This window comes from Salinivibrio sp. MA440 (assembly GCF_001996265.1).
In the GTDB taxonomy this organism is placed as follows: Bacteria; Pseudomonadota; Gammaproteobacteria; order Enterobacterales; family Vibrionaceae; genus Salinivibrio; species Salinivibrio costicola.
Genome location: NZ_MUFI01000050.1, coordinates 1 through 14482 on the forward strand (window position 1 = coordinate 1; position 14482 = coordinate 14482).

A 14482-nucleotide genomic window follows, 5' to 3' on the forward strand; every position below is an offset into this window, starting at 1 on the left:
ATTCAAATACTTATGTTTTTAGTGTTGCATTTTGATGTCAGATCTATGTCATAAAAATGCCTAAAATATGCTCGCCGTCATATTATTCGTATTAAAAATTAAGTCGTGATTGATATTTTTCTCTGCGTATTTAGTCTGGAGATGTGGTTACACGAAATGTGTAAGCAGCGGGGTGAAAACATGACATGAATGTTTATGTTTTCGAATCGGTTTTGCACTCGATAAAACTTAATAACCCAACGGGGCAAGACCTCATCTTGCAGGCAGCAGGAGTATTTCATGAACAAAGTTTTTAAACACACACTTTTGGGCACACTGGTCGCTATTGGTTCAACAGGCGCGATAGCAGCTGATCATGACAATGTGGTTGGCGTGTTGAGTGATTATAATGTTGATATCTATGGTGTTGCTGCAATTTCCGCATTTTATCAAGAGGATAACAACGGTTACGATTACGAGAATGAGTCTCGAATTGGATTCCGGGCGGGAAAAGACTTCAATGAAGATGTTTATATCTTTATGCAAATTGAGTCAGGTTATGTGGGTGAAGATGGTACAGGCTCGACACTTGGCGGACGTGATACCTTTATCGGTATGAAAGGCGATTGGGGTCAGGTGCGCTTTGGTCGAATGCTTACGCCTTTGTATGAAGTGGTGGACTGGCCCTATTCAAACCCAGGGTTAGGCCGTGTCTTCGACTGGGGTGCGGACACTAAGTCGCATTATGATCGTAAAGGCGATATCGCACGCTATGACTCACCAGACTTCGATGGTTTTAGTTTCGATGTGTCTGTTGGACGTGGCGATAAAGATGTCAACGGCTCAAACCATTTTGGCGCTGCGGCACACTATACTGTGGCAGAGGCCTTTACGTTGCACGGCGGTTACGAATACAACTCGAACTACTCTGATGACATTGATACTCAAGCCTATTTAGCCGGGGTTGAGATCCCACTTCCTGGCGGATTTAAGGTGTCTGCAGCCTATAAATACAATGATGGTGTATACAAGACAGATGGTGTCAACAAAGATACTGAGGCAGAACAAGAACAAGTGTCAGTAGTCGGTGAATACTGGAGTGGTCCATGGGGCTATCGTCTTGGTTATGCAGCGAATGGTGACTCCGATCTTGATAATAACGCGAATGTTGATGACAGCGAATCAGTGATTGCGGGTCAATTAATGTATTCTCATAACGGTTTCTTACCGTATTTACGCGTTGGTCAACATGATGCCTATAACGCCGACGAGAAAAGTGCCTTTGCCCGTGTGGGGATTGAATACAACTTTTAGTCTACAGCTTTGCCTTTCTATTTTTCGCCGGCCAGGAAGGCCGGCTTTTTTGCTTCCAATAAGGGTGGTTTATGAACACTTATTTACGTCTGATTACTGCTTCTAGTTGTTTATTGATGGTTGGTTGCGCGAGCTACGATTCGTCTAGTCAGTTTGACGATGTGGTGAAATCAATCAAAGAGCGGCACCACTATGTACAAATCGCAACAAAATCGATCACGCCAGATACACAAGCGTTGGTAGGTGCCGATATTGTTAAAGCAGCGTCCCATTATGTGGGTAATTACGCTACCGGCGATGTGGATAAAGCTGAACTAGCTTCTTCAAAACTCATCACAGAAGTATCTTTTTTTAAAAATTATCAAGAGTTTAATTCGGTAACGATCAACGGAGAAGCCATTCAACTAGAAAATATGCGTGTAACATCAGAGTCTTGCACCGAACATTGTGTAWCCACGCAATATGTTGCGTTCCCATTGTCTCCCGAAACCGTGGCGAACTGGCCTGAGTCAAACGTACGCTTTATCTTTAACAGTTCAGGCGGTGGTAATCGTGTGCAGTTTTCTATCCCTAAAGCGTATTTTACCGCCGCGAATCAAGAAGCGGCGCGGGTAGTGGGAAAAAGGATTAATCCGTCCTTGGTTGCTAGTGGTGCTGAAACGAGCGAAAAAGTGGCACAGAAGCCTGAAGCGATGATTGATTATTGGTATCAAAAAGCCAATGAATCTGACCGTAACGCATTTGCCGATTGGGCGTTTGCTAATCGTGATGGTAGTGGCACACTGCCAACCACCCAGAGTCAGCCTTTGCAGATGATGGGGTACTGGTATCAACAAGCGACACCCACCTCACGCAAAGCGATCCTCACTTGGTTGCTTAACCAGTCTTAGCTTTTTATCAAACCTTGAATGTGCTGTGCAATCAAATCGCACAAGGTTGCCAGCGCATTTTGATGAGCATGATCGAGCGGGTAAGACGCATTGAGCCGAAAGCAATGCGCAAACTGTGCGTGCGTGGCAAACATATTACCCGGTGCGATACTGATATGATGTTTGAGCGCAAGGTGGTACAGCGCGGTGGTATTACTGCCTTTGGGCAATGCAATCCATAAAAAGTATCCGCCTTGACTGTTGACTACCTCAACATCTCGGGGCAAGTGGTCAATAAGAAATTGATATGTCGCTTTTTTTCGCTTGGCGAGTGTGCGGCGCAGTTGCTTTAAGTGGTGCTCGTAGTTTCGGTTGTGTAAGTAGTGCGCGACGGCAAGCTGAATCGGGACGCTGGTGGTCACTGTGCTCATCAGTTGGAGCTTTTGTAGCTTCTGGGCTTGATCACCTGCCGCAACCCAGCCGAGGCGAAAGGCATCGACCAGCGTTTTTGAAAACGATGAGCAGTGCAAGACATGGCCACTGCTATCGAATGCTTTGGTGGGCAGTGGTTTGTGCTCACCCTCGTAGAGCTCGCCATATACATCATCTTCGATTAAGTAAACCTGATAGCGTTTAACTAGATCGGCTAGACGCGCTTTCTTCTCGTTTGACAGCGAATAACCCAACGGGTTTTGATGATTGCTCATTAACCAGCAAGCGCGAATCGGGTGAGTTTGCAAGACGCGTTCTAAGGCATCAAGGTCAATGCCTTCGGTGGGATGCGTTCTGATCGCCATCGCTTTCAGCCCCCTATTTTCAAGTGCTTGTAACGCGCCGTAAAACGCGGGGCTTTCTACCGCGACCCAGTCACCAGGCTGAGTGACCGCGCGTAAGCTAAGGTTGAGTGCATCTAGCCCGCCGGCGGTAATCACTATCTCATCGGGAGAGACTTGCATCCCCTGTGCCGCATAGCGCTGGGCAATCAGGTGGCGCAGTTGAGCATTGCCCGGAGGGAGATTATCGACCACGCTGTGAATGGACATAAAGCGTACCGCGGTGGTGAGCGAACGGTTTACTTGGTGGCGGGGAGCAAGCAGGGGATCGACATACGCATGCCCATAACTCGCCATGCCGGGGGAGCGGCTGGCTTGCAACACATCGAAAATGTAGTCATTAATATCCACCGATTCAGTAGGATGGATGGCACTGTCTGATCCATTCTGGGTAAGCTCGGCATGGGGGGCGACGCGGTAGCCTGAGCGGGACTGAGAAACAATCCAACCTTGGCTTTCTAGCAGTTGATAGGCTTGTAGCACTGTCATCATACTCAAACCTGAATAAGCGGCCTGTTTTCTAAGAGAGGGGAGCTTTTCTCCAACGTGCCAAATGCCGGTCTGAATTTGTTGTTTTATCTGTTCACTAAGCTGTTGATACTTAGACACGTTTTCACCATAGGGACGGCTGACTTACTGAGACTATAACACTGCATAAAGTAGACTGTTATAGTTTAATCTGATTCGTCTGTATATGGGCACATTGATCGTGGGCTTCTACTATGCGCGTTAGTCTAATCACTAAAGTGGACTTCACGTATGTTTGGTCTTGATGCATTTATGTTGGCCCGTATTCAATTTGCGTTTACGGTTTCTTTTCACATTATTTTCCCCGCGATTACCATTGGTCTCGCCTGCTATCTCGCGGTGCTTGAGGGGTTGTGGCTTAAAACGCGCGAGCGTGAATATAAAACGCTTTACCTTTTCTGGTCGAAAATCTTCGCAGTAAATTTCGGGATGGGCGTGGTGTCTGGGTTGGTCATGGCGTACCAATTTGGCACGAACTGGAGTGGCTTCTCGGAATTTGCGGGCAGCATCACCGGCCCACTGCTGACCTATGAGGTGCTGACGGCTTTCTTTCTCGAAGCCGGCTTTCTTGGTGTCATGCTATTTGGCTGGCAGCGTGTTGGCGATCGTTTGCACTTTTTTGCCACCTCGATGGTCGCGCTGGGGACCGTGATCTCTGCCTTCTGGATTTTAGCCTCCAACAGTTGGATGCACACCCCACAAGGGCATGAAGTGGTTAATGGTCAAGTAGTGCCTGTGGATTGGTTCGCGGTGGTCTTTAATCCCTCTTTTCCTTATCGCTTGGCGCACATGGTCGTCGCGGCGTTTTTATCCAGTGCGTTATTTGTTGGCGCGTCGGCGGCGTGGCACCTGCTCAAAGGGCAGCGCAGCCCAGCCGTGAAGCGGATGTTTTCGATGTCGATGTGGATGCTGTTATTCACCGCGCCCATTCAAGCCTTTATCGGAGATTTACACGGCTTGAATACCTTGGAATATCAGCCCGTTAAGATTGCAGCGATGGAAGGGCATTGGGACAACAGTCATGGAGAACCCACGCCTCTCATTTTGTTTGGCCTGCCGGATATGGAAGATGAAACCACCCACTATAAAGTGGAAATCCCCTATCTGGGCAGTCTGATCTTACAGCATAGTTTGACCGAGCAAATTCCTGCGCTAAAAGAATTTCCTACTGAAGACCGGCCTAACTCCCCGGTAGTTTTCTGGGCTTTTCGCCTGATGGTGGGTTTAGGGCTATTGATGATCACGCTTGGCATATTAGGGGCGTGGCAGCGCTATAAAGGACACCTGTTTGAACATCAGGGATTGCTTCGTTTCGCGTTCTATATGGGGCCAGCAGGCCTAATCGCCATTCTTTCCGGCTGGGTGACCACCGAGGTCGGACGCCAACCTTGGGTTGTGCATGGTCTGCTACGCACCCAGGATGCGGTCTCTGCGCACGGTGATTTGCATATGAGTATCAGCTTGATCAGCTTCTTTGTTGTGTATGGCTTAGTCTTTGGGTTGGGGTATATCTATATGATCCATCAAATTAAATTAGGCCCGGATCAACATGATGACACGCCCCATGAACCGTTAACTGTCTCTGGCCGTGTGTAAGGGGGAAACATGGATTTAGCAATGATTTGGTTTGGCATTATCGTGTTTGCTACCTTGATGTACATCGTGATGGACGGGTTTGATCTGGGTATCGGGATTCTGATGCCGTTTGTCAGTTATCGAGAAGAGCGCGACTTGATGGTGAATAGTGTAGCACCCGTGTGGGATGGTAATGAAACCTGGCTGGTTCTGGGAGGCGCCGCACTATTTGGTGCCTTCCCGTTGGCGTATGCGGTCATTGTTGACGCATTGACGATTCCGCTGACCTTGATGCTGGTGGCGCTCATTTTTCGCGGCGTGGCGTTTGAGTTCCGTTTCAAGGCATTACCCGGGCACCATGGTTTTTGGGATACCGCTTTTATGGCTGGGTCTATTTTTGCCACTTTCTTTCAAGGGGTCACCGTGGGTGCAGTGATTGAAGGCTTCCCCGTAGAGGGACGCACCTTTGCCGGTGGCGGACTCGATTGGCTGGCTCCGTTTCCGATTTTCTGTGGTGTTGGGTTAGTCATTGCTTATGGCCTGTTGGGTGCCACTTGGCTCATCATGAAAACTGAACACCAACTACAACTGCGTATGTATCATCTGAGCCGTCGATTAGTGGCGCTGATGGCATTATGCATCGCGATAGTAAGTGTTTGGACACCGTTGGCGTATCCGGGGATTGCAGACCGTTGGTTTAGTATGCCGAACCTTTTTGCGCTCTCACCGGTTCCTCTTTTTACCGCTTTTTGTTTGTTGCGGTTATGGCGTGCGCGTCCTGAGCATGCCCATCACCGTCCTTTTTTAATGGCGTTGTGTATTACTTTACTCGGATTTATTGGCCTAGGAATTAGCATTTGGCCACACATTATCCCGCCCAGTATCACGATTTGGCAAGCAGCGTCACCACCACAAAGCTTGCAGTTTATGCTAGTCGGCGCGGTGTTTATCATCCCTGTTATTTTGATGTACACCTACTGGAGTTACCGCGTATTTAGCGGCAAAGTGAATCCCGATGAGGCTTATCACTAATGGCTGACACCACAAAACCCACTTGGCAGCGATGGCTTTGGTTGGTCGGCATCTGGGTAGCAAGCGTGGCTGCGCTCGGAGCTGTTTCTTGGTTATTTAGGGTCTTGATGCAAGCGGCAGGATTCCAAAGCTAACGGCTCAAGGGAACTACCATGCAGCGAACCAGGGTGTTCTGCACCTTATAAACAGCACTAGACAGCAATCAATACGGTTCTAATTCGCCCTAGGCTGAAGGCACATAGCGCACAGTGGGGTGACTTGCGTGTACGAAAGCCGATGGTACTATACGCGAGTAGCTTGGCACAGTGACTCGTGAGGCTCCGGTGCCAAGTTACAAGCGTTCATCGGCTTTTCTTTCTTCGCTAAGGTACATTATGATCACACTCGAGCCTTACCAATTAATCGACGCCAACTTCTTCCCATGGAGACCAATCTATTTGGACGTAGCCCAAGCGCTCTCTACCCAGATTTCTACATCTCGCATTGATGTGCTGCATTTTGGTTCAACGTCTGCCAAAGTTGGCGGTAAAGGGATCATTGATTTATCGATTCTGTATTATCCGGGAGAGCGCGAGAACGCTGTGGATCACCTCTACGCGTTAGGCTTCCAAGATCAGCACAGTGATCAGCCTTTTCCAGCGCACCGTCCTCGTAAAGATGCGTCAGTGACTTATCAAGGTGAACGTTTTTTGATACATGCACATGTGATTGAAAAAGACAGTGAAGAGTATCATCGCCAACTCGCGTACAAGCAACACTTGCTCGACAACCCAGATGTCCGGATTAAGTACGAAAACACCAAACATGCAATACTAGCCCAAGGAGTGCGCGATCAAGATGTTTATGTGAAGCATAAAGCACCCTATGTCAAAGATGTATTGGCTAAGTTAAACGTAAAGTGAGTGAAATTTAACCGGCTTGGGTGAATTGTCTACACTTGACACGGCACAAGAAAAAAAAGATTGATTTATATTGGCAAATCATTAAATTAAACCGCGTCTATGAGGTGCGCCCCGGTGGTGGAATTGGTAGACACAAGGGATTTAAAATCCCTCGACGTTCGCGTTGTGCCGGTTCAAGTCCGGCCCGGGGCACCATAGCACTCATAGCCTGTGACATCATCATGTCACATCCCTTCCAAGTTCCATTTCTGTTTTATCGAAGCACTCATTCATATTAAGCAACAAATCAGCTGTATTGCCATGATGTTGTTAGGCCATTAATTGTGCTTCTTATTCGCTTTTATCGTTCCTTATTGCTCCATTTTCTCCCATAAACTAGTTAAAAAGAAGCCTCATACGCTCATTAAGCGATATATTCTATTTTTTCTATCATAATCGGCACCGCTGTCTAGATTGCTGACTAATATTGATATGTTGGTTAGTAGTGATAATAAAAAGGGACAGTGTATGCGTTGGCAAACTCTTTCAATCAGAAAGCGGATTTATATCGTTCTCTCCACCATTTTAGTGCTCAGCACGCTGATTGCGATGGTGCAACAAGCGATGTTATCAGCAAACAAACAGCTTGATGATTTAAAAAATATCATTCTGCCTAGTCAGTTACGTGGGTTGGCATTTGAGATCAGTAATGAACTGCAGCCAGCAATTACGGGCTCTAACTTTCTTGCTCACCATTCGGGGCTAATCGATTGGGTGGATAATGGCGGAGACTTATCTAATCTCGCGCCAATTCATCAGGCACTTTCCAACGCGAAAACGCGTCTTGGTGCAGATAATGCGTTTGCGACGATAGACACAGAGCAAGGCAAGTATATTTTTACCTATGATGGTGAGCATCGGAGCAGCTCGATGCAGACCTACCCTTATCGTGATTTCTACCCCAATTTTTTGAATAAAAATCAACCTTATGAGCTGAATATGAATCGCGATGTGAATAACAGCGAGTATGTGATTTTTATTAATTATCGGAGTGTCCCTGTCAACGCTGCTACCGGTCAGCCTTATGTGGTGGCGGGTGTCGGCTTTAATGTCAGCAGTTTGGTTAATCTCGTGCAGGGTTTTCGCATTGGAGAGCAAGGGCGTGCGATGTTAGCCGCGCGCGACGGCAGCGTAGAGGTGGCACCAACGGACTCCGCACTGAATGCAGACAACGCCAATCGCTTTCAGCAAGCGGTGACGAAAGGAGCCAATAAACCGGTTATTAGCGAAGTAACTATTGATGATAAAGCATTTTTTGTTGGATCTTACTGGCTAGCAGACTTAGATCGCTTTGTGGTGGTTGAAATCCCTAAAGCACAAATAACGGAACCCATCTTGAATCAGTTTATCCAGTCTTTGTTAGTAACCTTGGTGTTTATTGCCATTGCGTTGCTTGTCACGCACTGGGTGATCAGTAATTTGACCCAACCGATCAAGCAACTCTCAACTGAAGTCGATGAAATTGCCAATAAACTCGATTTGGGTCATCAGATATCAGTAAAAGATCAGGCCGAAGTCGGACGTCTTGCCAATAAAATTAACGGTCTATTAGCGCGTATTCGTGACGCATTGCAGGCAGTGAACCATACCGTTGACGAGTCGCAATCCGCATTTGGGGTACTAAAACAACAAGCCCACGAAGTGAATCAGGCAGGGATGGTGCAGCAACAATCGCTGCAAACTATCTCTGCGGCCAGCCAAGATATTACTGAAATTACCACTGAGGTGACGGATTCGGCCAATCACGCCGGCGAGCTGTCTCAGGCTGGGAATGCGGCGCTTAAAGAGGCCTTAAGTGGTATGCATACCAGTTTGCGGCATATTGAGCAACTGGGTGAAAACATGACCTCGAGCCAAACTAGCTTGGATGAGCTCAATCACCATATTGAGAATATTCTTCGAGTGCTTGAAGTGATTAGTGCCATTTCCGAACAAACCAATTTACTGGCACTTAACGCGGCGATAGAAGCCGCACGCGCGGGGGAACATGGCCGCGGCTTTGCGGTGGTTGCTGATGAAGTGCGCTCGCTGTCACAACGTACCGGTGAGTCGACCAGTGAGATCCAAGAAATCATCAATCAGCTTCGTGCTGCATCCGACAATGTAACCGGACAAATTAATCAAGTGAGCCAAGATAGTCAGAATAGTCTTGATACTCACCAAAAAGCGGTTGCGAATATGGACACCTTGGATAGCAACCTACAAAAATTATTTGAGCACAATGCGCGGATCGCTGATGGTGCTAATCGACAAAGCAGCGCCGTGAATGAGATTAATCAAAGTATTGAAGAGTTAGCGCAGCAGGGAAGTCGCACCCAAGAGGTATTTGAACAAAGTGAACAAGCAGTGACCAGCTTTGATCAACGCATGAAGGAGTTAACCAAAAAAGTCAGTGCTTTTAATGGGTTGAGCAAGTAACTATACGAGGTGTCGCACACAAATGCTAACGCCTTTATTGCTTGTGTCTTTGCCGTGCTCCGGTAGGATAGCGCGAGGAGGGCGGCATGAATCTAACCCAAATTGATGCGTTTTGTGCAGTGGCAGACACCGGATCAGTGTCTGAGGCAGCACGTCAACTGGATGTGAATCGCTCACGTTTAAGTATGGCGATTAAAGCGCTAGAACAATCACTTAACGCCGAGTTGTTCTATCGCACCGGTAACCGTCTAACACTGTCGGAAATCGGCAAAGCTGTGTACAAAGATTTTGAGAGCATATCGGTCACGGCGGCGCGTATTCGCCGTACTTGCGAGCAAGCGAACGCGGGATTTAATGCCGAGGTATGGATCGCGCGTGATGATGCCATTCCCGATCAACTTTGGCAGGATTGGGCCCATCAGCTTAACAAGCGCTTTACCGCGACCTCCTTTAACCTTGTGCTGGCCTCGAGCGGTGATTTGGCCAACTTGGTTGAAACCCAACAAGTCGACTTTGCGTTTGGGGTCGATTACGAGCGTATTGACGACCCTCGTATCAACTACCAACCGCTGGGTAAAATTCGCATGATGTCTGTATGTAACAGTGAGCATCCGTTGAGTCGACTACGTCGGGTCAGTGATGATCAACTACGTAACGCCATGCAAGCGGTAATGGTCTACCTCAACGAAAAAGACAATCCCGAGCTTCAACCCTTCTCACGCCGCTATATTGGCTTTTCTAGCTTTGAGTATATGCTCAATACCATTTTGCAAGAAGAGGCATGGGGCGTGCTACCTGAGCCGCTGATCCGCAAACACCTCCGCGAGCAGCGCTTGGCTGTGATCAAGCATACTTACGGCCTCACGCAAGAAGACTATTGCCTGTTTACGGCGTCTGGTATGGCCGAACACCCTGGGATCCAATGGCTGAACGATAGCATTACTAACTATTTGTTTGATTTCTAGATCTTGTTTAATTTCTAAATCGTCTATTAAAAGTGATTTATATCATTGTCTTAGGCTGCTTTTTCGGGCGTTTTTAACTGACTCGAAAAAGTTTAAGATTTTCTGAGCGCACACATAGCGCTAGAATGCTTGCACTTGATTTCATCAACCCGGCTGATTGTCATCGAGCCTACTTATTTTCATCTAGCCCACTTATTGTCATCGAGCCTAATTATGACTGCCTATCTTCGTTATCTGCCTTTTTCTCTCGCGGTCCTCGCGTGCTTAACCCCCTGGGTCACTTCGCCCATCGCTTTAGTACTCGGTTTTTTACTTACGTCTTTGGGCGGGGTACCCAGCGGATTACCGCTCACTAAGATCACTAAAAAGCTCCTCGCGTACTCTATCGTTGGACTGGGGTTTGGTATTCCTTTGCAAGAGGCGTTGGCGGTTACCGGCGACGGGATAGGGCTGATTATTGCCACCATTACGGGCACTCTGGTGTTTGGCACGATACTGGCCAAGCTGATCGGGTTGGATCGAAAAACGGGTCATTTAATTGCCTCGGGAACAGCTATTTGTGGCGGCAGTGCCATCGCGGCCGTCTCGCCCGCCATCAATGCCGATGATGAACAAATTGGCCTCGCGCTGGGCACCGTGTTTGTACTGAACTCGCTAGCGCTGTTTGTATTTCCGATGATTGGGCATGCGTTAGGGCTTGATCAGCATACCTTTGGGACTTGGGCGGCGATCGCGATTCACGATACATCATCGGTGGTGGGGGCGGCGTCTGCCTATGGTGAGCAAGCATTAACCACCGCCACGACACTCAAGCTTGCACGTGCATTATGGATTGTGCCTGTCGCCTTTGTCAGTGCACTGATGTTTCGTAGTCACGCCAAAAAAATAACTATTCCATTTTTTATTGTCTTTTATTGCTTAGCTATCGGCATCAGTGATGTGTTTGTGCAAGCACAACCGATTTACGATGTGATTTTCGCGGTGGCTAAGCAAGTGTTGGTGGTGTGCTTGTTCTTGATAGGCTGCAGTATCTCTATCGCCCAGCTACGTGCCGCAGGCCCCAAGCCCCTGTTTTTTGGCATTGCGCTATGGGTGATTATCTCTTGCTCGTCGCTTGCTTGGCTGCTCTTTGCTGCTTAGTTGTCCGGTTTTGCTTCAGGATCACTCGTGCGGTGTGTCCTGAGGCAAACGGAGTACCGCGACCAATAAAAAAGCACTGAGTGCCGCAGCAAACTGCCACCATCCCGTGCTGGTCACTGCGAGAAAAAGCTGCAAGGTAATGGCAGCAAGCAAAATACCTTTCCTCATCTTCTTAGTCCATAAAGAATATAAATGTGCGTTTAGTATGCGCAATAGTTATATAAGAGCAAAATGCGATTTTGCGCTATCTCATAACTAAAATGTGTTTGGGACACTGAGTGTCAGAAATGCTGACAGCTGATTTGTGTTATAAATTATTGAAATCAAATGCGTTTCATTTTCCACCTAACGGGATGATGAAAACGCCAGCAAGTTCGCATTTGTAAAGCGGCGCAGTAGCACCAAGAATGTGTGCGTGTTTTCTACTTTTGGTGTTTTATGTCTCCTCAAAACGTGATCAATGAAAAGTCAGTCTTAGTGTTTTCAGCCCTTTTAGCATTAGGGTTTGCCATCACCGGCCTGGCCGTAGGGTGGTTTGCTGGCTCTTTAGTGATTATGTTCGACGGTATCTACTCGTTGATTAGCCTAGTGTTAACTTTGTTGTCACTGGGCGCGTCATGGTATATCCACTCGCGTTACGCGCGGCCGATCACACGTGCACTGCTTACTCCGCTTGTTGTCGCCATTAAAGGCGCCGTGATTATGCTGTTGGTAAGTTATTCCCTTTACGAAGCGGTATCATCCTTGGTCGAGGGCGGACGTGCGGTTAATCCGTCATTGGCGGTGTTATTTGGTATCGTCAACGTGGTGGGTTGCGGTTACGGATGGTGGATGATTGCGCGTAAAAATCAAGCAGGGCAAAGCCAGTTGGTGGAGGCGGAATCGCGCCAGTGGCAAATGGACACCTTATTAAGTCTCGCAGTCACCTTAGGCTTTTTAGGTGCTTGGTTAGTGGCGCATTCACCTTGGTCGGATTATGCGGTTTATGCGGACCCTATGATGATGGTATTGATGTCGTTCTACTTCATCAAAGTGCCGTTCATCATGGTGCGTAACGCGTTAAAAGAGCTCGCACCTGTCACCGTTAAGTGGTATCGCACCCGAACGATGACAGTTTGACTGCTGCGGTTTTATCGAAGGATTGTGATTGTCTCTACTGTTTGATTTAATCGTAGATGTATTAAATATCAAGGAAGACAACATGTTACTGCCACCACCTCTTAAAAAAGGCGAGACAATGGGCTTTTTCTCGCCATCATCACCTGCCACCGTATTTGCTCCGCAAAGGTTTGAACGCGCGATGGGCTATGTCAAAGCACAAGGCTTTGACCTTAAGGCGGGGGCATTGACAGGGCAATCGGATCACTATCGCTCAGCCTCGATCAAGGCGCGTGCGGAAGAGCTCAACCAGTTGATTCGTGATCCGAATGTGCGCTGCATCATGTCCACGATTGGTGGAATGAACAGCAATGCTTTGCTTCCCTATATCGATTATGCCACTTTGGTTGATGATCCTAAGATTATCGTGGGTTATTCGGACCTCACTGCTTTACTGCTCGGTATCTATGCCAAAACGGGATTAATCACCTTTTATGGACCAGCCTTAGTGGCGTCTTTAGGGGAGTTCCCGCCATTGGTCGATGAAACCTTTGACGCGTTTCGAGCCGTAACAACTGAGAATGTAACGCTGCCGATGACCTATAAGATGCCTGCCCAATGGACGGATGTCATGATTGATTGGGGTGAACAGACAGAGGCAAAACTGACCTATGAGAATGCATGGCAATTTATGGGTAAAGGTCAGGTAAATGGGCGTATTATCGGTGGCAATCTCAATACGCTGAATGGGATTTGGGGAACGCCTTATATGCCAGCGATTGAAACAGGCGATATTCTGCTGATTGAGGACTCTTTGTTGGATATTGCCACGGTTGAGCGCTCACTCGCACACCTAAAACTGGCCGGAGTGTTTGATACGGTAGGTGCGGTGTTACTTGGTAAACACGAGCTGTTTGATGACAAAGGAACGGGACGTTCAACCTATGATGTTCTTGAAGAAATACTCGATGGCCAGCCGCTCGCTGTGGTTGATGGTTTTGACAGTTGCCATACGCATCCGATGTTAACCATACCTTTGGGGGCTCAAGCCTGTATTGATTTTGATGCCCAGACGGTCTCACTCACGCAAGCTTGGTTGGCGGGTGAGCACGCTGGACAATGAGCTTGGATTAGTAAGCCACACCGATACGTTGGCGACGGTGGGCGCCACTTTCCAGTTCGTCGATCATCGCGATAGCATAGTCAGCAACGCTGATTTTGCTGTCACCATGGTCATCGGTAAGCAAGGTATCCGCGCCAACGCGATAGCGGCCTATTTTGTCGCCCGGGAAAATCTCTGCGGCAGGGCTGACGAACGTCCAATCTAGGGTATGGGCGTGCTCACGGAATACCTTCAAAGCGTCGCCTTGAGCGAGCGCTTCTGCTTTATAAGCGTCAGGGAAGCCGGGCAGGCTGACCAGCTCGATACCCGGTGAAACTTCTAGTGAGCCAGCACCGCCGACCCAGAGTAAACGGTTGACGTTAGCGGCGGGTAACTCGTCAATTAAGCGCTTGGCGCTGTTTGCCACCATCTCATGGTTGCCTGCAGCGCGCCCGCCCACGGCGGCAATGACTGCATCAGCGTCAGCAACGGCCTGTTGTACAGAGTGATGGTTATTCAGCAAGTCGAATTGACGTACCTCGACATCGTCGCGGGTCACTTTTTCTGGCTGACGAACAAGAGCGATAACCTCATGCCCACGATGACGCGCTTCTTCGACGATTTGGCTACCGATCCAACCTGTTGCACCAATAATTGCGATTTTCATATTGTCTTCCTCATGCTGTGA

General features: G+C 48.2%; 13 protein-coding genes, 1 tRNA gene and 1 pseudogene. 12 read left to right on the forward strand and 3 right to left on the reverse strand.

What is annotated here, in order from left to right:
- The first annotated feature begins 279 nt into the window (after nt 1-279).
- Together BZG80_RS13485 and BZG80_RS13490 are read left to right on the forward strand one after the other, a co-directional pair.
- A complete protein-coding gene (locus BZG80_RS13485; protein WP_077669353.1) occupies nt 280-1293 on the forward strand; it encodes a porin in 1014 nt (337 codons plus the stop codon).
- A gap of 71 nt (nt 1294-1364) precedes the next feature.
- Nucleotides 1365-2183 (forward strand): DUF2057 domain-containing protein, encoded by an 819-nt coding sequence (locus BZG80_RS13490; RefSeq protein ID WP_077679594.1) that lies wholly within the window; start codon nt 1365-1367, stop codon nt 2181-2183.
- Here the strand turns inward: BZG80_RS13490 and BZG80_RS13495 are convergent.
- Nucleotides 2180-3604: an aminotransferase-like domain-containing protein gene (locus BZG80_RS13495; protein WP_021023941.1), complete on the reverse strand. Its 1425-nt coding sequence runs from the start codon at nt 3602-3604 to the stop codon at nt 2180-2182. The two genes, BZG80_RS13490 and BZG80_RS13495, sit on opposite strands and share 4 nt — an antisense overlap.
- Nucleotides 3605-3754: 150 nt before the next feature.
- Here BZG80_RS13495 and BZG80_RS13500 point away from each other — a divergent pair, with 150 nt between their 5' ends.
- From BZG80_RS13500 to BZG80_RS13535, 8 genes are all read left to right on the forward strand, one after another.
- Complete coding sequence (locus BZG80_RS13500; protein ID WP_077679595.1) at nt 3755-5119, forward strand: cytochrome ubiquinol oxidase subunit I; 1365 nt, start codon at nt 3755-3757, stop codon at nt 5117-5119.
- Between the two features lie 9 nt (nt 5120-5128).
- A complete protein-coding gene (gene cydB / locus BZG80_RS13505; RefSeq protein ID WP_021023942.1) occupies nt 5129-6130 on the forward strand; it encodes a cytochrome d ubiquinol oxidase subunit II in 1002 nt (333 codons plus the stop codon).
- A complete protein-coding gene (locus BZG80_RS13510; RefSeq protein WP_077669357.1) occupies nt 6130-6264 on the forward strand; it encodes a DUF2474 domain-containing protein in 135 nt (44 codons plus the stop codon). The genes cydB and BZG80_RS13510 overlap by 1 nt, the downstream gene beginning before the upstream one ends.
- Nucleotides 6265-6504: 240 nt before the next feature.
- Entirely contained in the window at nt 6505-7032 is a 528-nt protein-coding gene (locus BZG80_RS13515) for a GrpB family protein (protein WP_077677312.1), read from the forward strand.
- Between the two features lie 108 nt (nt 7033-7140).
- Nucleotides 7141-7227, forward strand: a tRNA-Leu gene (locus tag BZG80_RS13520).
- 312 nt (nt 7228-7539) lie between these two features.
- Entirely contained in the window at nt 7540-9489 is a 1950-nt protein-coding gene (locus BZG80_RS13525) for a methyl-accepting chemotaxis protein (protein ID WP_077774661.1), read from the forward strand.
- Nucleotides 9490-9575: 86 nt separating this feature from the next.
- Nucleotides 9576-10454 (forward strand): LysR family transcriptional regulator, encoded by an 879-nt coding sequence (locus tag BZG80_RS13530; protein ID WP_021023944.1) that lies wholly within the window; start codon nt 9576-9578, stop codon nt 10452-10454.
- A gap of 213 nt (nt 10455-10667) precedes the next feature.
- Nucleotides 10668-11594 carry a YeiH family protein gene (locus BZG80_RS13535; protein WP_077461055.1) on the forward strand — a complete coding sequence of 309 codons (927 nt, stop codon included), beginning with the start codon at nt 10668-10670 and terminating at the stop codon, nt 11592-11594.
- Nucleotides 11595-11615: 21 nt separating this feature from the next.
- Here the strand turns inward: BZG80_RS13535 and BZG80_RS15925 are convergent, their stop codons facing one another.
- Complete coding sequence (locus tag BZG80_RS15925; RefSeq protein ID WP_021023946.1) at nt 11616-11762, reverse strand: hypothetical protein; 147 nt, start codon at nt 11760-11762, stop codon at nt 11616-11618.
- Between the two features lie 270 nt (nt 11763-12032).
- Here BZG80_RS15925 and BZG80_RS13540 point away from each other — a divergent pair.
- Together BZG80_RS13540 and BZG80_RS13545 are read left to right on the forward strand one after the other, a co-directional pair.
- A pseudogene (locus BZG80_RS13540) lies at nt 12033-12665 on the forward strand (cation transporter); the annotation flags it as partial.
- A 130-nt stretch (nt 12666-12795) separates the two neighbouring features.
- Nucleotides 12796-13815 (forward strand): S66 family peptidase, encoded by a 1020-nt coding sequence (locus BZG80_RS13545; protein WP_077679597.1) that lies wholly within the window; start codon nt 12796-12798, stop codon nt 13813-13815.
- 7 nt (nt 13816-13822) lie between these two features.
- Here BZG80_RS13545 and BZG80_RS13550 read toward each other — a convergent pair whose 3' ends face one another.
- Nucleotides 13823-14461 carry an NAD(P)-dependent oxidoreductase gene (locus tag BZG80_RS13550; protein ID WP_077679598.1) on the reverse strand — a complete coding sequence of 213 codons (639 nt, stop codon included), beginning with the start codon at nt 14459-14461 and terminating at the stop codon, nt 13823-13825.
- Nucleotides 14462-14482 lie beyond the last annotated feature (21 nt).